The organism is Brevibacterium salitolerans, from assembly GCF_039531405.1.
GTDB lineage: Bacteria > Actinomycetota > Actinomycetes > Actinomycetales > Brevibacteriaceae > Brevibacterium > Brevibacterium salitolerans.
This window is the reverse complement of sequence record NZ_BAAAPZ010000007.1, coordinates 75,679-93,669: the sequence shown is the minus strand read 5'-3', so window position 1 is coordinate 93,669 and position 17,991 is coordinate 75,679. Positions and strand designations below refer to the sequence as shown.

The window sequence follows — 17,991 nt, the reverse complement described above, 5'->3', positions numbered from 1 at the left end:
GAATCGGCGAACTCAGTGGTGCGGAACGGCGAACTCACCTCGGCGAATCGACGAACTGAATGTGTTCAGTGAGGACGGGCCTCACCGTGTTTCTCTTCACCGTTCCATATGGCGGTACGTCTCTTGCGGGGTCATGCGCTGTTGATCCACACTTCCCACTATGCGCGACGAGGCGAATGCAGATCAGAGTTCCGTTGAACGGAACGATGGGAACCGCTCCTTCCGTCGTGCCGCGACGATCCTCGATGCTCTGGGCCGGGCCCAGGAGCAGGAGGGCGCCTCCCTGAGCCTCGCGCGGCTGGCCGAGGACACCGGACTGGCGAAGTCCACCGTCCACCGGCTGCTGCGTGCACTGCAGGAGGTGGGCCTGGTGGGCGGCGACGCCCAGAGCGGCTATGTCCTCGGCCGAGGCCTCATCCGCCTGGGCACCCTCGCTGGGCAGGCGCACCGCGACCTCAGCGCGGTCTCCGACGCGCTCCGGAGGCTCGCCGCATTCACCGGCGACACCTGCTTCTACACGGAGCGGACCGGCACCGTGTCCGTCTGCGTCCTGCGTGAGGACGGGAACGGCCCCTTCAGGAACAACGTCCTGGCCGTGGGGGACCGGCACCCGCTGGGCATCGGCGCGGGTGCCCTGGCGATCCTCGGCGCACTCCCGGAGGACGAGGCGGACCGGGTGCAGGAGGAGAACGCCCGCACCTTCGACGAGTCCACCTCCTCCGGCCGGACCCTCCGCAGTGAGCAGTTCGCGCAGGCGCTCGCGGCGACGCGGGAGACCGGCTGGGCGCTGAACACCGGGATGGTCGTGGAGGAGTCCTGGGCGGCGGGCGTGGCTCTTCCCCCGGGGCCGGGCGGTGCCGTGCGGGGTGCGCTCTCCGTGGCGAGCATCCGCAGCCGCCTGCAGGAGCCCCGGCTCACACAGATCGTCGCCGCGCTGAGGCACGAAGCCGCGGCACTCGCACCACACCCGCATCTCGAGGAGGAGAAATGACCACACCGGCGATCACAGGCTGGTCCCACCTGAAGTTCGGCAAGCGGGAGGACGGCCTGCAGGAGATGATGGCCGAGGCCGCCCGGGGTGCACTCGCGGACGCGGGTCTGAACCCGGTGGACATCGACGCGATCCACGTGGGCGTCTACAACAACGGCTTCAGCTCGCAGGGGTTCGAGGCGGCACTTCTGGGCGTGGAGATCCCGGAGCTCGCTCACACCCCGGCGCACCGTCACGAGAACGCCTGCGCCACCGGTTCGACCGCGGTCTTCGCCGCCTACGATCAGGTGGCCTCCGGCAGGGCGAAGGCAGCACTGGTGATCGGCGCGGAGAAGATGACGGCGGTCTCCGGCAGCACGGTCAACGACGTCCTCCTCACCGCGAGCTACCGCGCGGAGGAGGAACAGTACGGCTCCTTCGCCGGGGTGTTCGGGGAGCTCGCACGCCGCTACATCGACCGGCACGGAGACATCTCGGATTCGCTCGCCCGGATCGCTGCGAAGAATCACGCCAATGGTGCGCACAATCCGCTCGCTCAGATGCAGAAGGACCTGGGATTCGAGTTCTGCTCCACCGTGAGCGAGAAGAACCCCTACGTGGCCGAACCCCTGCGCCGGACGGACTGCTCGCTCGTCTCCGACGGCGCCGCCGCGCTCGTCATCGTCTCCCCGGACCTCGCGGCCTCCGCGGAGAAGGCCGTGCGCTGGCGCGGCATGGGCAATGCGAACGAGGCCCTCCCCCTCTCCCGGCGTGCGGATCCGCTGGTCCTCTCCGGTGCGAAAGCGGCGATGGATCAGGCGCTCGCCCAGGCGGGGATCGGCATCCGCGATCTCTCGCTGCTCGAGACCCACGACTGCTTCACCATCGCGGAGCTGCTCGAGTACGAGGCCTTCGGCCTCGCCCCGCAGGGGCACGGAGCCGAGGCCATCGACTCCGGTCTCACCGCCTTCGACGGTGAGCTGCCGGTCAACCCCTCCGGCGGCCTCAAGTCCAAGGGGCACCCCATCGGCGCGACCGGCGTGTCCATGCACGTCATGGCGGCCGCACAGCTGACCGGGACGGCCCCCGGACTGCAGGTCCCCGAGGCGGAGCTCGCCGGAGTCTTCAACATGGGCGGACTCGCCGTCTCCAACTTCGCCTCCGTCCTCGTGAGGAGCCGCTGATGAGCACTGCTGTGAACGGCCAGGCGCCCACCTGCGCCTCCTCCGCCGGCCGCGCCTCCTCCGCGGGCCACGGTCCTGCCGCGGGCCACGGCGGCACGGAGGAGTTCGTTCCCCCCGTCCCCGCGGACTTCAGCGTCTCCCAGCCGGGCCCCGTCTCACCGACCTCTCCGGCGGCCGCGTTCGCCCCCGTGCCCCGGCTCGCCGTCAACGTCGCCCGATTCCTGCGGCAGACCGCCGCGCGCATTCCCGCCCACGCGGCGATGATCGCGGGGGAGACCGTGCTGACGTGGGAACGCCTGGACGAGCGGGCCTCGGCGCTGGCCGCGGCTCTGCTCTCCGGACGCACCGGCAGGCGCGACACGGTCATGCTGGTGGCGGACAACGCGCCGGACACCGCCGTCGCCTTCTGGGGCATCCTCCGCGCCGGCGCGGTCATCGCCCCGCCCAATGCGATGCTGTCCACCGAGGAGCTGCTGGGCATCGCGGAGGAGGTGCGTCCGTCCGCGGTGCTCGCGGACCGTGCGCACACGGGCTTCGTCGAGGCCCTCCGCACCACCGGCTGGGACGGCGACGTCTTCACGGTGGGCGAGTTCGACGCGTTGCCGCCCGCTCCGGAGCAGCCCGACGCCCCGGTCCTGGAGGACGACCCCTGCTGGTACTTCTTCACCTCCGGGTCCACCGGACGGCCCAAGGCCGCGACGTTCACCCACCGGCACCTCGCCGCCGTGCTCGCCAACCACTACGGCGACCTGTTCCCCACGGAGACCGAGGCCGGAGCGAGCCTCGTCATCGCTCCCCTCTCCCACGGGGCCGGGATCCACATGCTGGCCCAGGTATTCACCGGCTGCGCCTCCGTGCTGGTGCCCGGTCCGGGCTTCGACGCGACGAAGGCCTGGGAGCTCATCGACCGGCACGGCGTCACCAACGCCTTCACCGTCCCGACCATCCTCAACCGGATCGTGGACGCCTACCCCGCGGAGCGCGGACCTCAGGACCACACGCTGCGCTGCGTCGTCTACGCGGGTGCGCCCATGCTCGCCTCGGACCAGGAGAAGGCGCTCGCGCGTCTGGGCCCGTGCCTCGTCCAGTACTTCGGTCTCGCTGAGGTGACGGGCTCCATCACGGTGCTGCGGCCTCAGGAGCACGGCCGCATCCCGGTCGACGCCGCCGGCATCGGCACCTGCGGGCGGGCGCGCACCGGAGTCGTCATCTCGATCATGGACGACGACGGCCGCGAGCTCCCCGCCGGTGAGCAGGGTGAGGTCTGCGTCTCCGGCCCCACGGTCTTCGCCGGCTACCTGGGCAGGGAGGACGCGAACGCGGAGGCCTTCGCTCACGGGGTCTTCCACACCGGCGACGTGGGCTATCTGAACGCGCAGGGCTATCTCTTCCTCACCGGGCGCAAGTCGGACATGTTCATCTCCGGCGGCTCCAATGTCTATCCGCGCGAGGTGGAGGAGGCGATCCAGACGTTCTCCGGCGTGAGCCAGACCTGCGTGGTGGGCGTCCCGGACCCGCAGTGGGGAGAAGTGGGCGTGGCCGTCGTGGAGACGGCCCGGCCGCTGCCGGAGGCCGAGAGGGACGCCAAGGGTGCGGAGCTGAAGGCCTTCCTCAAGGCACGGCTGGCGGCCTACAAGGTGCCCAAGGAGTACGTCTTCGTCGAGGAGATGCCGGTGACGGCCTACGGCAAGATCGCTCGGAAGGAGCTGAGGGCTGAGCTCTCGGAGGGACGCGGGAGGGCACGATGAGTGAGCATTCCAACGACCCTGCGTCCTCGGCCGGAGCAGGTCAGAGGGAGGGCACGATGAGCGAGAGCGCAGCTGAGGCGCGCGGGCCCGGCCGGCTCGCAGATGAGACGATCCTCGCGGTGGGCTGCGGCTCCCCGGACGGGAAGACCAACAACGGCCTCGCCGCGGCCCGGGCATTCCTGACCGAGGGCGCACGCGTGTGCATCGTCGACCGTGAGCCGGGCGCTCTCGAGGCGGCGCGGGCCGTGCTGCTCGAAGAGACCCCGGAAGCCGAGACCCGCCTGCGCACGCACGTGGCCGACGTCGCCGACGAGACGCAGCTCAAGGAGGCCGCGGACATCTGCGCGGAGGCCTTCGGCGCGCTCACCGTGCTCCACTACAACGTGGGCATCGTGGTCAACGGCGGCGTGGAGGAGCTGGACGTCGCAGGCTTCCGGCGGGCGCTGGACATCAACCTCACCGGCGCCTTCGCCGCAATGAAGCACGCCGTGCCGCACATGCGCGCCGCCGGACGCGGTTCCATCATCGCCGTGTCCTCCGCCGGCGGCCTGCGCTGGATGGGCTACGACTACCCCGCCTATGCGGCTTCCAAGGCCGGCCTCATCGAGCTCACCAACTCCGTGGGCATGCGCTACGCCCGCGAGGGGATCCGGGCGAACTCGATCGCTCCCGGCCTCATCGAGACCCCGCTCATCCACACCTCGATCGTGGGCCACCACGGTGATGCCGAGGAGATGCTCGCCGCCCGGCACGCGGCCAGCCCCACCGGGAGGATGGGCGCTCCCGAGGACGTGGCCCGGGCCGCGGTGTTCCTCGCCTCCCCGGAGTCCGCCTACGTCAACGCCACCGTCCTCCCGGTCGACGGCGGCCTCGTCCATTCGTCCGCGGCGGCACGCTGAGCCGTTTTCCCCCTCTCCGGTCGGCACGTGGCCTGCACCGGCTTCTCTCCGTGCGTTCTCCAGACGTCCGGCTTCTCACCTCATCCACCCTCGGGCATCGTCGCCCGCCCCACATCAGGAGTCACCCATGACTGACACAGCGCACACCGTCCTCCCCTTCGGCCTCACCGGGCAGCGTGCGCTCGTCACCGGCGCCGCTCGCGGCATCGGCTATCAGATCGCGCTCGCCCTGGCCGTACGCGGGGCGACGGTCGGGATCGTCGACCTCGCGGGTGCGCAGGAGGCCGCCCGCGCCCTGGGCGCCGAGGTGCCGGACGCCCGCGTGACCGGGATCGATCTGGACGTGCGCGACGCGGCGGCCGTCACCCGTGCCGTCGCGGGCTTCGTCGAGGAGCACGGCGGCCTGGAGGTGCTCGTGAACAACGCGGGCACCGCCACCCGCAAGGGCCTCGACGAGATCTCCGCGGAGGAATGGGAGCGGGATCTCTCGACCAACCTGGGCGGCACCTTCCACTTCATCCGGGCGGCGCTCTACCCGCACATGGTGGAGGCCGGCGCGGGCTCCATCGTCAACATCTCCTCGATCTCCGGGATCAACGGGGGAGCGGTCTCCGACGGCGAGGCCGGTGCCCGCTCCGGCCCTGCCTATTCCGCGAGCAAGGGCGGGATCATCGCACTCACCAAGTGGGTGGCGAAGGAGGTGGGGATCCACGGGATCCGCTGCAACTCGGTGGCTCCCGGGCCCGTGGAGTCCGCGCTGACGGTGGGGCAGGACTACGAGCTCAGCGGGCAGGCCATCCGGAGGATGGGCAGGCCCGAGGAGATCGCGGGTGCTGTCGCCTTCCTCGCCTCGCCGGCGGCGCAGTTCGTGACCGGTCAGATCCTGCGTGTGGACGGCGGCGCGGTGATGAGCTGAGCGGACGGCCCGGGGACGCAGCCTCTCCCGCACCCCGCCGGTGCCGAGGTGCGGGAGAGGCCGCGCAGGCCGGTCAGGCCCGCGGTCCGGATGGTGCCGAGGCTCGGGAGGGCTTCTGCAGGCCGCTCAGTCCTGCGGCCCGGCGAGCATGAGGTCGTACGTCGCTCCGACCAGATTGCCGGTGGGGGCGAGGACGCCGCCGTGGACCTCGGCGGAGGCGGAGATGAGGGTGGAGGTCAGCCGCGGCTCCGTGCCGCTCAGCGCTCCGCCCAGGGTGATGACCTCGGTCGCGGGCCCTTCCACCCGGCGACCGTCCTCGAAGATCGCGCCGACGATGCTGCCGGTGCCGCCCACCACGCTGCCGCCCTCGAGCCCGTGGCGGCGGGTGAGATCTGCGATCACCGTGCCGATCTCCTCGTTGGGGTGCACGCGGGCGAACAGCGCAGGACGGTCGCCGTCCGCGGTGCTGCGGCCGTTCTGCTCCGGGAAGAAGACGGGCAGCTGCGTCTCCTCGTCGAGCCGGTTGACGAGCGTGATGCCGTAGAGGGGCCAGACGGTCGACTGGACGAGTGGACCCGCGGCGGTGGTCTCCGGCCACAGATGCCCGCCCCGCAGCGTGCCCTCCCGATCCGTCCATGAGACGTGGAAGTGCGCCCAGCGGGTGAGCGGCGCACCGGGGCTATCGCGCCGGAAGCCCACCGTCGCGGTGCCGCGGAGCAGGGTGCCCGCGCTGGAGTGCGTGGCGGAGTACAGCATCGGGTGAGTGGAGTCGCCGTAGGCGGGGAAGCAGTAGGAGACGGACGGGAGATCCACCGGCCCCAGCTCCACGATGCCGGAATCAGCCCCTGCGGCCTCGACCGCGCAGGCGACGAGGTCGAGCAGGGCGGTGGGGGAGCGGTCGTCCGCGTCCGTGCGGAGGAGATCCGTGACCGCACGGGGGCGGGTCCTGCCGTGTGCGAGGGTCGTCCGCACCGCTGCTGCGCTGCCGGGGTGCTTCACCGGACGACCGGGGACGATGAGCGGCGTGTTCTGTGTCACGCGCTCACTGTAGGGCACGGACCGCTCGGCGAGCATCCACGGTTCCAGGAGACGGAACGCGATGACGGCTGATTCGGGGCCCGTGCCACGCTTTCGGGCCTGTGCTCGAGGACAGGCGGACCGCATAGTGGAACGCTTCTTGTGCGGCATGTCACCCCTGAGTAGATTTCCCTCTACGCGCCGACGCGGACCTCCGGCTGGCGCTGTGAGTGACGACGAGGTCCACCGGCTCGAGGGAGAGACTGATGAAGAAGAAGGCACTGATGCTCGCCGGCGCCACGGCGGCGACCGCTCTGGTGGTGAGCGGGTGCTCCGGCAGCGGGGGCGGAGGCGAGGGCGGCTCCTACACGTGGGACTTCACCATCACGACCTCCGACAGCTCCACCTGGTACAAGGGTGCCGAGAAGTTCGGCGAGCTGCTCGACGAGAAGTCGGACGGCCGGATGACGCTGAACATCGTGGCCAACGAGCAGCTCTCCGGCGGCGACCCGGCCGCGGGTGTGGAGATGCTGGCCGACGGCAGCAAGGCCTTCTCCTACAACTCGCCGATCATCTACTCCGGCATCGACCAGCGGTTCGGCGCGATCACGGCGCCCTTCCTGTTCGAGAGCCTCGAAGAGGTGGACCCGGTGCTCGAGGGCACGGGGGCCGAGGCCTACGACCAGCTGCTCGACGAGATGGGCATCGAGTTCCTGGGCTTCGGGGAATCGGGCTTCCGCCAGCTCACCAACGCGGACACGGAGGTCACTGCGCCTAAGGACCTCGCCGGCATGAAGTTCCGGGTCGCGGGTTCCGCGCTGTTCCTCGACATCTACAAGGAGCTGGACGCGGACCCGGTCTCGATGAACTGGGCGGAGGTCTTCACCTCCCTGCAGAACGGCACGATCGACGGCCAGGAGAACCCGCTGGACATCATCCACTCCTCCAGCCTGGCCGAGGTCCAGAAGAACCTGACCCTGTGGAACTACGTCTACGACCCCCTCCTGCTGGGCATGAACAAGGGCATGTTCGACGAGCTGAGCCCGGAGGACCAGCAGATCGTCACGGAGGCCGCCGCGGAGGCCAACGAGTACCAGGTCCAGCTCAACCGCGACCTCGCGGACGAGCAGCTCACGGAGCTGGAGGGGCAGATGGAGGTCACGGAGCTCACGCCCGAGCAGCTCGAGGAGTTCCGGACGGCGATGGAGCCCGTGTACGCGAAGTACGAGGGCGAGTGGACGCCGGAGATCTTCGACAAGGTGCAGCCGCAGGGCTGATGTGAGACTGCGGCGGTGAGGGACTGATCGGTCCCCACCGCCGCGGCTCACCGTCCTGCCCCTACGCGGAAGCCGGTGCTCCCATGTTCGACAAGACCCTCACTCTCATCGAGAACACCCTCATCGCCGTCTCCTTCTTCGTCATCACCATGGTGGCGTTCGTGAATGTCGTGGCGCGGTACGTGTTCCACGGATCGCTCTCCTTCACCGGCGAGCTGATCGTCAACCTGGCCGTCCTGCTGACCCTCGTGGGCGCCTCGGCCGTCACCAGGCAGGGCTCCCATCCGAGCTTCAGCCTGCTGCGGGACTCTCTGCGAGGCCTGCCCCGCACGCTGGTGATCGTGGGCGTGTGCGCGGCGATGCTGGTGTTCTACGCGCTCTTCCTGTGGGTGGGCGCGGACATGGCGGAGAAGCAGGCCGCCAGCGGCAGGCTCACCCCGGCGCTCGGGTTCCCCCAGTGGATCTTCTCGCTCGCGCTGCCGTTCGGCGCCTTGCTGGGAGCCGTCCGAGCCATCCAGGTGGCCGTCATCGCCTTGCGCGGTGGGGAGACCTTCGTCAGTGAGGAAGAAGCGGCGGTGAAGGAGGCGGAGGACATCCGCGCTCACGAGGAGGCGACCCAGCCATGATCGAACTCATCCTCTTCGGCACCTTCGCGGTGCTGCTGCTCCTGGGCGTTCCGGTGGCGTTCTCGATGGGCCTGTCCGCCTTCGCCGCCATCATCTGGCAGTCGGGTCTGCAGGGGCTCATCCCCGCGTCCAGCGTGCTGTACGCGGGCCTGTCCTCGGAGACGCTGCTGGCGATCCCCTTCTTCATCCTCGCCGGGACCATCATGGAGGTCACCGGCATCTCCGCCCGGCTCATCGAGTTCGCGGATGCCTGCGTGGGCCATCGGAAGACCGGTATCGCCCTCACCACCATCCTCGTGGCGCTGCTCTTCTCCTCGATCTCCGGCTCCGGGCCCGCGACGGTCGCAGCGATCGGCGGCATCCTCATCCCCGCTCTGGCGAAGAAGGGCTATTCCCGGCGGCACGCGGCCTCGCTGGTGGCCAGCGCGGGCGAGCTCGGCATCATCATCCCGCCGAGCATCGCCTACATCGTGTTCGCCGTGGTCGCGGCGGACTACGAACGGGTGTCCATCGGTCGCCTGTTCATGGCCGGCGTGGTCCCGGGCCTCATCCTCCTCGTCGGGCTCTACATCGTCGCCGTGTTCCTGCCGCGCGCAGGAGAGGCGGCCAAGGCGAACGCCAAGCAGCACGCGGACCTCGCGATGGGGCGCATCAGCCGCCGGGGCTCCCGCCGTGAGCAGGCGGGGAACGTCGCCGAGGCCGGTGAGCCCGGGGGCGGCGATGTCGCCGGTGGCGTGCGTGAGGGCAGTGCTGCTGCCGGAGCCGCAGCGGCCTCGGGCGGAGTGGCTGCCGGTGGCGGCGTGAGCGCCGGTGCTGCGAATGCCGTGCTCGCAGTGGACGACGAGCCGGCACCCGCGCTCAGCGTCGATGTGGTGCGCACCCAGAGGGCCTCGTGGCCGGAGATCTGGAGGGCGTTCTACCGGGCAGTGCCCGGTCTGCTGGTGCCCGTCATCATCCTCGGCGGCATCTACGGCGGCATCTTCACGCCCACGGAATCCGCTGCCGTCGCGTGCGTCTACGGACTGGTCGTGGGTCTGTTCGTCGTCCGTGAGCTGAAGCTGAAGGACCTTCCCACGCTGTTCGTCACGGCGGGTCTGGCCTCGGGGCGCATCATGCTCATCATCGCCACGGCCACGGTCTTCGCCTACGTGATCACCCGGAACCAGATCGCCCGGACGGTGGCGGACTGGCTGCTGAGCCTCACGGACAACTGGGTGGTGATCGTCCTCCTCATCAACCTCATCCTGCTGATCGCGGGCATGTTCATCGATGCGATCTCCGCGTTCTACCTGTTCGTCCCCCTGTTCGTGCCGGTGATGCTGGAGCTGGACATGGACATCACGACGATCGGCGTGATGATGACGATGAACCTGGCGCTGGGGCTCATCACTCCGCCGGTGGGGATCGACCTGTTCGTCGCCGCGGGCATCGCGAAGATCCCGTTCATGACCGCGGTGAAGGGCATCTGGCCGTTCCTGGGTGTGGGCATCGTGGTGCTCATGCTCGTGACCTTCGTGCCGGTGCTCAGCAACGGACTGCCGGACCTGCTGGGGCTGTGAGGCGGGCGGACGCAGCACGCCGTCACCTGCTCTGTGCCCCCGTTGCCCCGCTTCATCCGTTGTGTGATCACTGTGCCCAGCCGTTCTTCGAAGAATGGCTGGGCACAGTGATCACGTGAGAATCGTAGTTTTATGGTGGCGTCTGGCAGGGCTGCGCGGCGAGCCTCCGGCCCGGGGACTCAGTCCAGGAACAGGGTGCCTGCGGCGGAGAACCGCCCCTCCTGCGCACGGCCCTGTGCCAGGTAGTGCTCCATCTCCGCCGGTGGGACCATGCTGCCGCCGGTGAGCCAGACCAGGTGCGTGGTGTCCGGGGAGTCCCAGTCGGCAGCGATGCGCTGCGCGGCGACCGCAGCGGCCACCCGCCAGGGAACGCTGAGACCGGCTGCGGCGGAGGGCTCCACGCGGATGCCCTCCGCGTCGTCGAGCATGCTCACTCCGGCCTGCATCACCTCGTCGTGGACGGTGGCGAATCCTGCGACGCACGCGGTCAGCCGCTCGCCGATGAATCGCGAGGGGCGTGAGACGGCCAGACCGTCGGCGGCGGTCAGGCCGGGCAGCCCGATGTCCTGAACGCAGATGTCGCTGTGCAGGCCGGAACGCACTCCCAGGGCCATGGCCGGCGAGAGCACCGGCTCGACGAAGACGCAGCGGACCGCGTCACCGAATGCGCGGGTGAGCCCGTAGGTGACGCCGCCGGGCCCGCCTCCCACCCCGCAGGGCAGGTAGGCGATGAGGGGGTGTGCGGCGTCGACCCGTACCCCTGCCTCGTCCAGCTGCGCCTTGAGCCTCTCCGCGGCAGTCGCGTAGCCGGCGAACAGGCTCACGGAGCTCTCGTCGTCGACGAAGTGCGTGCGGGGATCCCCGGCCGCGGAGGCACGGCCTGCGGCGACCGCCTCGTCGAAGGGGCCGTCGTGTTCGACGACCTCCACGCCGCGGCTGCGCAGCAGATCCTTCTTCCACGCGCGCGCATCCGCAGACATGTGGACGGTGACGGAAAAGCCCAGCGCGGCGCTCAGGATGCCGATGGAGAGCCCCAGGTTTCCCGTGGAACCCACCACGACCCGGAACCCGCCGGCAGCATCGCGGAAGCCGGAAGAACTGTAGGTGCCTCGATCTGCGGGGTCGAACCCGCAGCGTTCGGCCACGGTCTCCGCGAACTCCAGGACCTCGTGGAAGCCTCCGCGGGCCTTGATCGACCCGCTCACCGGCAGGGAGTCGTCCCGTTTGAGGAGCAGCCTGCCCTGCAGCGGGACGCCTGTGTGTGCGTCGACGGCGGACTGGATCTGCGGCGCGTCATCGAGGTCCGACTCGACGATCCCGCCGCGCTCACGCGTCTCCGGGAAGGTCTCCGCAAACCATGGTGCGAACCTCTGCAACCGGGCCGCCGCCTCGGCGACCAGGTCCTCGCGGAGGCCGGCCTCCGCGAGCGCCTGCGCCGCCGGCGGCAGATCGGTCCGAAGCCAGGTCAGAGGTTCTCTGCGTGCGAGGGCGGCGACGACGGGATCCTCGGTCATGGTCTCTGTGCGCATCGCTGCCTCCTCTCCGTGTGAGCGAGTCACCCCTGCAGTGCCGAGGTGAGGCGGGCACCCAGGTCCGCGCGCAGCTCCGGGTCGCCGGGCACTCCCACCGGCCACGGCAGCGTGAGCGAGTCCTTCGAGCCGTCCGCATAGCGCGGGATCACGTGCATGTGGAAGTGGAACACGCTCTGCCACGCCTGGGCGCCGCAGTTGTTGAGGAGGTTCACCCCGTCCGCGCCGAGTTCCTCCACGACCGCACGGGCGAGGCGCCGTGCGGTGCGCGTCACCGCCAGGAGGTCGTCCTCGGGGATCTCCAGCAGGTCCCTGCTGTGGCGCTTGGGCACCACGAGCAGGTGACCGTCCGAGCCGGGGAAGGCGTCCATGAACGCGAGGGTGCTCTCGTCCTCGAACACCGTGACGGAAGGTTCCGCACCTGCAGTGATGCGGCAGAAGACGCAGTCGCTCATGGGAGCAGGCTACCCAATGGGCGGTGGGGCCGAGGTGCGGAGGCGGTGGGTGACCGGCGGCAGAGGGGCAGGGGGCCGGGGAGCCGAGGCCCGGAGGCGGGGCTCCCGGGAAGCGGGACCCACCGCAGGCAGAGGAACGGCGCCCGGCCGGAGCCGGGCGCCGTCGAGGCGGTGGCAGTCGGCCCGCGGAACTCGCGTCGTCGTGACGCAGGTGCCGAGCGGATGCGGTGCTCCGCGCACTGCAGGAGGAACCCGATGCGGGCGGAGCATGCCAGGCGCCTTGGTGCGGAAGAGCCGAGATCCCACCTCCTTCCCTGCGGAACCGGACATGCGTTCACGCGAGCGGAGGAGACCGTTGGTGCGGGCGCGGCCTCGGCGGCGGCCGGCCGGTGCCCGTCAGGGGTGCCGAGGCCCTCGGCAGGCGGAAGCCGCGGGCGGCACAGGCGCAGGGCGAATCCGTCGGGGAGGCGTCGATGCGCGACAGGCGCGCGTCGAGCGCGCGGAGGTCCGGATCGGTGAGGACGATGTCGAGGAAGGCCTCGTCCGTCTCACAGGCCTCGCTGCTTCCGAGCACCAGGGTGTCCACCGGTCTCACACTCCCCGGCCGGAGCGGTAGGCGTCCGTGCGGCCGCACTCTCGACGCCCGGGTCGATCCGGCGGGACGCCGTGCCGGAACAGATCTGTGTGGGTGCGAGCCACTGAGCATCCCTCCTTCGCCTGCGAACGAGTCATGCCTGATCCCCACGGTCCTCTTCGAGGCCCGTGGTGAGAATGTGATAGCACAGTTTCTTCCTGCACGCAAGAGGGCAGGGGCGCTGGACTGTGGCCGGGGCGGGACCGGCGCTCACAGGTGCAGGCGTTTGGCCAGCTCATGGCGCATCTCGCGGACGCGCACCAGCTCCAGCGCCAGGGCGATGAGGGTGAGCGCTCCGCAGAGCAGCGAGGGCACCGGGTCGTCCTCCACCCAGCCGAGGGCGAGGAAGACGAGGGGCGCGAGGCCCAGCAGCACCGTCAGCCAGCTGTAGACCACGTGCTCGCCCACCTCCATGCGCATGGCCCGGACGGTGATGAGGACGGCGGCGGTGGCAGAGGCGCAGACGAGGGGGATGGCCCAGCTCAGCGCCCAGCCGTTCCACCCGGAGAGATAGTCCCAGTAGGCGCACACGCCGCTCACCAGCACCACCAGGTACACCGTCCCCTTCGCCACGTTGCGCCGTTTGCGCACCGCCATGAGGACGACGAGCCACATGGAGGCCACGCCCAGCCAGGCGGAGCGGAAGGTGCCCACGCTGTCCTCGCCGCGGCGGAACAGGAGCTGCGCGAGGAACGAGGCGGCGATCACCCCCAGCGAGGCGAGGAACAGCACTGTGAGGAGTCTCCGCCGGGAGAAGCTCAGCGGTACGTCCGGCAGCGGACCGGGGACCGGCTCCCCGTCGAGCTGTGCTCCGCAGAGCGGGCATCCCTCCCAGACGCCCTCGACGTCCACGGCACACTCCGGGCAGCGGCTCATCGTCCTGCCTCTCCGCCGGAGATCCCGGCCAGCTCATCCTCCGTCACCCGGGCGGCGGCGACCGTGAGGGGCACACCCTTTCCCGAGAGGATCCGCGCGAACTCCCGCACGTGGTCCGTCTCCGCGAACGGCGAGGTGAAGGTGACGGTGAGCAGTCCGCCGTGCGAGATCGCGCAGAACTGCGGACGCACGGCGGAGACGTGGAACAGCATCCGCCCCACGTGCGCCTCGGCCGGCTCCGGCAGGCTCACGCGCCCCAGGTTGGACACCGCCACGGTGAGGCCGCGGTTGCTGGCGCGGTTGAAGAGGCCGAGGACCACGTCCTTGAGCGGCCGCGGCACCACCCGCAGCGCGAGCATCCGTTCGAAGCGGATAAACCGGCGCAGCTTCGATTCGAGCGCGGCCGGAGCGGCCTGCGGGCGGAACTGCGCATCGATGTTCCGGCAGATCGCTCCGATCCCGTCAGCGGGAGCGTCCTCCCGGTCCCCGTCGCGAGTGCGCTCCTCGCCGTACGTGTGCTCCACCCGCACCGTCGCGAAGAAGTTCCGGGCGGAGGTCGAGGGGAAGAACTGCCGCAGGTTCACCGGGACCGAAGCCGCGAGGGTGGGGGACCTCCCCAGATCGCCCCGCTGCTCACCCTGTCCGGAGGAGAGCCTCACGGCCTCGAAGAACACGGCCGTGAGGTACATCGTGAGAGAGACGCCCTCCGCACGTGCCAGCCCCAGGACCTCGGCCGCCGGCATCGTGAGCTCCACCGCCCGCGTCCGGTTGTCCGGTGTGCGGGTCCCCCTCACCGTATGGGTGCGTGCCGTCGAGGCGCCCACGAACCGGCCGAGGCCGCGGTGCCCGACGGGCTGCGCGGTGTCCTCGTCAGCCGCCGCGGGGTCCGCGGGCTCGGGAACGGGTGCAGGGCCCGCACCGGCCTCGGCCGCCGTCCCTTCCGCCTGGGCCGCTGCCCGCCGGCGCCTGTGCCTGTGCCTGCGCCTGCGGAAATGGTGGGCGAAGCTGTCCGTCGTGAGGGTGTTGCCGGGGGAGACCTCGGCAGCGGGCTCGTCCGGAGGTACGGCGGTCTCCGGCGAGGCGGAAGGCGGCACGGCGGGGTCGAGGGCGACGTTCGCGCCGATCCGGTCCGCGGAGGAGTCCGGGCGTGTGGCCGCGGTCTGGCCGGGATCCAGCGGCGCGATGCTGGCGCCGCCGGTCTCGAGCGAGCCGGCGGCGCCCCCCGTCTCCGGGCTGTGCTCCTCCGGGAACCGCAGCCGGACGTAGGCGGTGACGAGGTCCGTGAGGAACCAGAGGGCGCCGGTGCCGTCGGAGAGCGCGTGGAAGACCTCGAGGACGATCCGCCGCCGGGAGCGGATCACGCGGAACAGCAGGCTGTGACGCTCTCCCCGGTAGAGAGGAGCGCAGGTGGGGAGGGTCTCGGGGACGACCTGCGGACGCAGATCGCTGTCCTGCAGGTAGTACCAGAAGACGCCCCTGCGCAGCACCGCGTGGTAGAGCGGATACCGGTCGAACGTCTCGTCGAGTGCGGTCTGCAGCAGTGCAGGGTCCACCTCGTGATCCATCTCCGCGCTGAGGCGGAAGACCTTGGGGTCCGCCTCGCTGCGGGCGGCGAGGAAGATGTTGGAGGCGTTGTCCAGACGCACCCATGCGCGGCGGGTCACGGGAGCCCCTTCGTCTCGTGCGGGCCGGTGCCGTCCAGCTGTGATCCGGTGCCGTCCGGCCGTGCACCTGCGGCACCGGGCTGTGGGGCGGCGTCGTCCGCGGCGTCGAGGAAGGCGTTGATCACCTCGTAGGCCTCACGCAGCGGCCGGGCGAAGCGGGGGAGTGCGATGAAGCCGTGCAGCGCCCCTTCCACGCGGTGCATGTGCACGGGGGTGCCCGCCGCGGCCAGTGCGCGGCCGTAGGCCTCTCCCTCGTCGCAGAGCAGATCCAGCTCCGCGGTGAGGAGCAGGGTCTCCGGCTGACCGGAGAGGTCCTCGGCCATGAGCGGGGCGACGAGCCTGTCCTGCCGCTGGGCGGGATCCGGCACGTAGAGCTCCATGTAGTCCTGGACCTCCGTGCTGGTGAGCCGGTAGCCCTCACCGTGGTTCCGGACGGAGGCGAACGGGGAGGTGTCCGGGGAGTGGTCCCAGTAGGTGACCGGATAGAGGAGGATCTGCCGACTGACCCCGCGGTGGCCCTGCTCGTGCAGCAGCAGGGAGACGGCCGCGGCGAGGTTGCCGCCCGCGGAGTCGCCCACGAGGACGATGCGCCCCGGGTCCTCGATGCCCGCGCGCTGTGGGTCGTCCAGCAGCTGGCGGGCGACCCGCACGCAGTCGTCCAGCCCGGCGGGGAAGGGATGTTCGGGGGCGAGCCGGTAGTCGACGGAGGCGACGACGCACCCGGTGAGGTCCGCCATCGCGGCGCAGGCGGGCGTGTAGCTCTCGATGTCGCCGGTCACCCAGCCGCCGCCGTGGAAGAACAGGAGGATCTCCTCGCGGCGCTGTTCGCGGGGGCGGAAGACGCGCACGGGGATCTGGTGCTCACCGTCCGCGGAGAGGATCTGCCGGTCGAGTGCGCGATACCGGGGCACGGGCCGCGCCGCGAGCTGCCGCTGCAGGCGGCGGACCTTCGCATAGTCCTCGCGCATATTCACCCGCGGCGCGGCGAACAGGCTCAGGACGGCCCGGACCAGGCGATTCACGGGCGGGGGCCGAGGCGGGGGACGGGAAGGACGAGGTGGGCTTCCGGCGCGGCGGGCCGCAGGCGCCCGGGCAGGCCGGGACGGGCATGGGCGAGGTGAGCACTCATGGGGAGAGTGTAGAGGCCGTGACCGGTGCGGCATGCGGATTCCCGGCTGCAGAAGGCAGTGCAGGATGCCTGCAGAAGGCAGCGTAGGAAGCCTGTGAAAGGCAGCGTAGGCCGGCCGTCAGAGACAGCGTGCCCCGGCCTCGCCGCCAGACGAAGAGGAGGACGCGCTCAGATCTGGTAGTCGTAGGTGAACACCGCGTGCAGGCGCTCGATCCCCTCCTCGATGCGCTCCACGGAGGTCGAGACGAAGCTCAGCCGCAGGGTGCCCGGCACCGGATCCGCGACGTAGAAGTGCGAACCGGGGATGTACACGACCCCGTCGGCGATCGCCACGGAGAGGGCGTGGTTGGCGTCGTAGGGCTCCGGCAGGCTCGCCCAGACGAACATGCCGCCGTCCGGCCGGTTGAACGTGGATCCTTCCGGCAGGGCGTGCGCGAGCCCGTCGACCATCGTGTCCCGGCGCCGCATGTACTCCGCGCGCACGGGGTCCAGCTTCTCCTCCAGATCGTTGTGCTCCCACCAGTGCAGGGCCGCGAGCTGGTCGATGGTGGAGGTCTGGAGGCTCATCCCCTGCTTGGTCGTCGTGAGGACGTCGAGGATCTCCTGCGGTCCGCGGATCCACCCGATCCGCAGGCCCGGTGCCAGGATCTTCGAGAGCGTGCCCAGGTAGAGGGACTTCCCCGCCAGTCGCGGGTCCGAGGCGATGGGCGAGTGGGGCTCTGTGCGGAAGCGGATCTCCGAGTAGGGATCGTCCTCGATGAGCCACACGTCGTGCCGCGCGAGGACGTCCGCGAGCTCGTTGCGGCGCTCCCGGGGCGTGGTCACGCCGGTGGGGTTCTGGAAGGTGGGGATGGTGTAGACCGCTCGCGGCGAGTGCCTCACGATGGCCGCCTCCAGGGCCTCGGGCACCATGCCGTGCTCGTCCGTCTCCACAGCGCGGAACTGCGCGCCGCCCAGGGCGAAGGCCTGGAGGGCGGAGACGAAGGTGGGGTTCTCCGTGAGGACGACGGCGCCCTCCTCGAGGACCACCTGGCCGATGAGCCCCAGACCCTGCTGCGAGCCCGAGGTGATGATGATGTCCTCGGCGGTGCTCCAGATGCCCTTGGCGGTGAGGAAGGCGCCTATCCGCGCGCGCAGCTCCGGCTCTCCCTCCGTGGAGGAGTACTGGAGCGCCCGGGGCCCTTCCGCCGCGAGCACCTCCGCGTAGGACCGCGCCACTCCGGCGACGTCGAACAGCTCGTTGGCCGGTGAGCCGCTCGCAAAGCTGATCATGCCGGGGGAGGTCGAGATCCGCAGCAGCTCGCGGATGGGCGAGCCTCCCAGCGAGGCGACGCGGGCGTTGACGGGAGGGACACCTGAGCGAAGGACACCGTTGACCATGCCCTCATCATGCGGGCAGGCCGCCGTGCGGGACAAGGGCACGGCGTGTCCTTCGCGACAGGGTGCCGCAGTGCGTTCCCGGCGCATCTGTGGTGCACTGTGTGCATCCGCGGCGGCCAGCCGCGCCG

Annotated in this window: 16 protein-coding genes; 8 read left to right on the top strand and 8 right to left on the bottom strand. The window is 70.6% G+C overall.

Going from position 1 to position 17,991, the window contains the following annotated elements:
* Positions 1–160: 160 nt before the first annotated feature.
* From ABD240_RS09545 to ABD240_RS09525, 5 genes are all read left to right on the top strand, one after another.
* Positions 161–991: an IclR family transcriptional regulator gene (locus ABD240_RS09545; RefSeq protein ID WP_291792050.1), complete on the top strand. Its 831-nt coding sequence runs from the start codon at positions 161–163 to the stop codon at positions 989–991.
* Complete coding sequence (locus tag ABD240_RS09540; RefSeq protein ID WP_291792048.1) at positions 988–2,154, top strand: thiolase domain-containing protein; 1,167 nt, start codon at positions 988–990, stop codon at positions 2,152–2,154. Before ABD240_RS09545 ends, ABD240_RS09540 begins: the two co-directional genes overlap by 4 nt.
* The gene (locus tag ABD240_RS09535) at positions 2,154–3,902 is read left to right on the top strand and encodes an AMP-binding protein (RefSeq protein ID WP_291792047.1); all 1,749 of its coding nucleotides are present in this window, start codon (positions 2,154–2,156) and stop codon (positions 3,900–3,902) included. Before ABD240_RS09540 ends, ABD240_RS09535 begins: the two co-directional genes overlap by 1 nt.
* 56 nt (positions 3,903–3,958) lie before the next feature.
* A complete protein-coding gene (locus tag ABD240_RS09530; RefSeq protein ID WP_291792044.1) occupies positions 3,959–4,801 on the top strand; it encodes an SDR family NAD(P)-dependent oxidoreductase in 843 nt (280 codons plus the stop codon).
* Between the two features lie 127 nt (positions 4,802–4,928).
* Positions 4,929–5,717 (top strand): SDR family NAD(P)-dependent oxidoreductase, encoded by a 789-nt coding sequence (locus ABD240_RS09525; RefSeq protein ID WP_344336989.1) that lies wholly within the window; start codon positions 4,929–4,931, stop codon positions 5,715–5,717.
* 126 nt (positions 5,718–5,843) lie between these two features.
* Here the strand turns inward: ABD240_RS09525 and ABD240_RS09520 are convergent, their stop codons facing one another.
* Positions 5,844–6,755, bottom strand: coding sequence for a PPC domain-containing DNA-binding protein (locus ABD240_RS09520; protein ID WP_344336988.1), 912 nt, complete (start codon positions 6,753–6,755; stop codon positions 5,844–5,846).
* Positions 6,756–7,000: 245 nt separating this feature from the next.
* On the opposite strand from ABD240_RS09520, the gene ABD240_RS09515 reads away from it, so the two are divergent.
* From ABD240_RS09515 to ABD240_RS09505, 3 genes are all read left to right on the top strand, one after another.
* Positions 7,001–8,011, top strand: a complete 1,011-nt coding sequence (locus tag ABD240_RS09515) for a DctP family TRAP transporter solute-binding subunit (protein ID WP_344336987.1) — start codon at positions 7,001–7,003, stop codon at positions 8,009–8,011.
* 83 nt (positions 8,012–8,094) lie between these two features.
* Positions 8,095–8,637 (top strand): TRAP transporter small permease, encoded by a 543-nt coding sequence (locus ABD240_RS09510; protein ID WP_291794838.1) that lies wholly within the window; start codon positions 8,095–8,097, stop codon positions 8,635–8,637.
* Positions 8,634–10,196, top strand: coding sequence for a TRAP transporter large permease (locus ABD240_RS09505; RefSeq protein WP_291794837.1), 1,563 nt, complete (start codon positions 8,634–8,636; stop codon positions 10,194–10,196). The genes ABD240_RS09510 and ABD240_RS09505 overlap by 4 nt, the downstream gene beginning before the upstream one ends.
* A 179-nt stretch (positions 10,197–10,375) precedes the next feature.
* Here ABD240_RS09505 and dsdA read toward each other — a convergent pair whose 3' ends face one another.
* The 7 genes from dsdA to ABD240_RS09470 all read right to left on the bottom strand — a co-directional run bounded on the left by dsdA (position 10,376) and on the right by ABD240_RS09470 (position 17,863).
* Positions 10,376–11,725 (bottom strand): D-serine ammonia-lyase, encoded by a 1,350-nt coding sequence (gene dsdA / locus ABD240_RS09500; protein ID WP_344336986.1) that lies wholly within the window; start codon positions 11,723–11,725, stop codon positions 10,376–10,378.
* A 26-nt stretch (positions 11,726–11,751) separates the two neighbouring features.
* Positions 11,752–12,180, bottom strand: coding sequence for an HIT family protein (locus ABD240_RS09495; protein ID WP_344336985.1), 429 nt, complete (start codon positions 12,178–12,180; stop codon positions 11,752–11,754).
* A 334-nt stretch (positions 12,181–12,514) separates the two neighbouring features.
* Positions 12,515–12,766 carry a hypothetical protein gene (locus tag ABD240_RS09490; RefSeq protein ID WP_291794308.1) on the bottom strand — a complete coding sequence of 84 codons (252 nt, stop codon included), beginning with the start codon at positions 12,764–12,766 and terminating at the stop codon, positions 12,515–12,517.
* A gap of 258 nt (positions 12,767–13,024) precedes the next feature.
* Complete coding sequence (locus tag ABD240_RS09485) at positions 13,025–13,690, bottom strand: DUF6320 domain-containing protein (protein ID WP_291794306.1); 666 nt, start codon at positions 13,688–13,690, stop codon at positions 13,025–13,027.
* Entirely contained in the window at positions 13,687–15,354 is a 1,668-nt protein-coding gene (locus ABD240_RS09480) for an alcohol acetyltransferase (RefSeq protein ID WP_344336984.1), read from the bottom strand. The genes ABD240_RS09485 and ABD240_RS09480 overlap by 4 nt, the downstream gene beginning before the upstream one ends.
* The gene (locus ABD240_RS09475; protein WP_344336983.1) at positions 15,351–16,376 is read right to left on the bottom strand and encodes an alpha/beta hydrolase; all 1,026 of its coding nucleotides are present in this window, start codon (positions 16,374–16,376) and stop codon (positions 15,351–15,353) included. Before ABD240_RS09475 ends, ABD240_RS09480 begins: the two co-directional genes overlap by 4 nt.
* A 275-nt stretch (positions 16,377–16,651) precedes the next feature.
* Positions 16,652–17,863, bottom strand: coding sequence for an aminotransferase-like domain-containing protein (locus ABD240_RS09470; RefSeq protein ID WP_344336982.1), 1,212 nt, complete (start codon positions 17,861–17,863; stop codon positions 16,652–16,654).
* Positions 17,864–17,991 lie beyond the last annotated feature (128 nt).

Excerpts from the sequence above, each read along its gene's own strand:
- ABD240_RS09545 (WP_291792050.1), top strand. The coding sequence starts at position 161 with ATGCGCGACGAGGCGAATGCAGATCAGAGTTCCGTTGAACGGAACGAT.
- ABD240_RS09540 (WP_291792048.1), top strand. The coding sequence starts at position 988 with ATGACCACACCGGCGATCACAGGCTGGTCCCACCTGAAGTTCGGCAAG.
- ABD240_RS09535 (WP_291792047.1), top strand. The coding sequence starts at position 2,154 with ATGAGCACTGCTGTGAACGGCCAGGCGCCCACCTGCGCCTCCTCCGCC.
- ABD240_RS09530 (WP_291792044.1), top strand. The coding sequence starts at position 3,959 with ATGAGCGAGAGCGCAGCTGAGGCGCGCGGGCCCGGCCGGCTCGCAGAT.
- ABD240_RS09525 (WP_344336989.1), top strand. The coding sequence starts at position 4,929 with ATGACTGACACAGCGCACACCGTCCTCCCCTTCGGCCTCACCGGGCAG.
- ABD240_RS09515 (WP_344336987.1), top strand. The coding sequence starts at position 7,001 with ATGAAGAAGAAGGCACTGATGCTCGCCGGCGCCACGGCGGCGACCGCT.
- ABD240_RS09510 (WP_291794838.1), top strand. The coding sequence starts at position 8,095 with ATGTTCGACAAGACCCTCACTCTCATCGAGAACACCCTCATCGCCGTC.
- ABD240_RS09505 (WP_291794837.1), top strand. The coding sequence starts at position 8,634 with ATGATCGAACTCATCCTCTTCGGCACCTTCGCGGTGCTGCTGCTCCTG.
- dsdA (WP_344336986.1), bottom strand. The coding sequence starts at position 11,725 with ATGCGCACAGAGACCATGACCGAGGATCCCGTCGTCGCCGCCCTCGCA.
- ABD240_RS09495 (WP_344336985.1), bottom strand. The coding sequence starts at position 12,180 with ATGAGCGACTGCGTCTTCTGCCGCATCACTGCAGGTGCGGAACCTTCC.
- ABD240_RS09485 (WP_291794306.1), bottom strand. The coding sequence starts at position 13,690 with ATGAGCCGCTGCCCGGAGTGTGCCGTGGACGTCGAGGGCGTCTGGGAG.
- ABD240_RS09470 (WP_344336982.1), bottom strand. The coding sequence starts at position 17,863 with ATGGTCAACGGTGTCCTTCGCTCAGGTGTCCCTCCCGTCAACGCCCGC.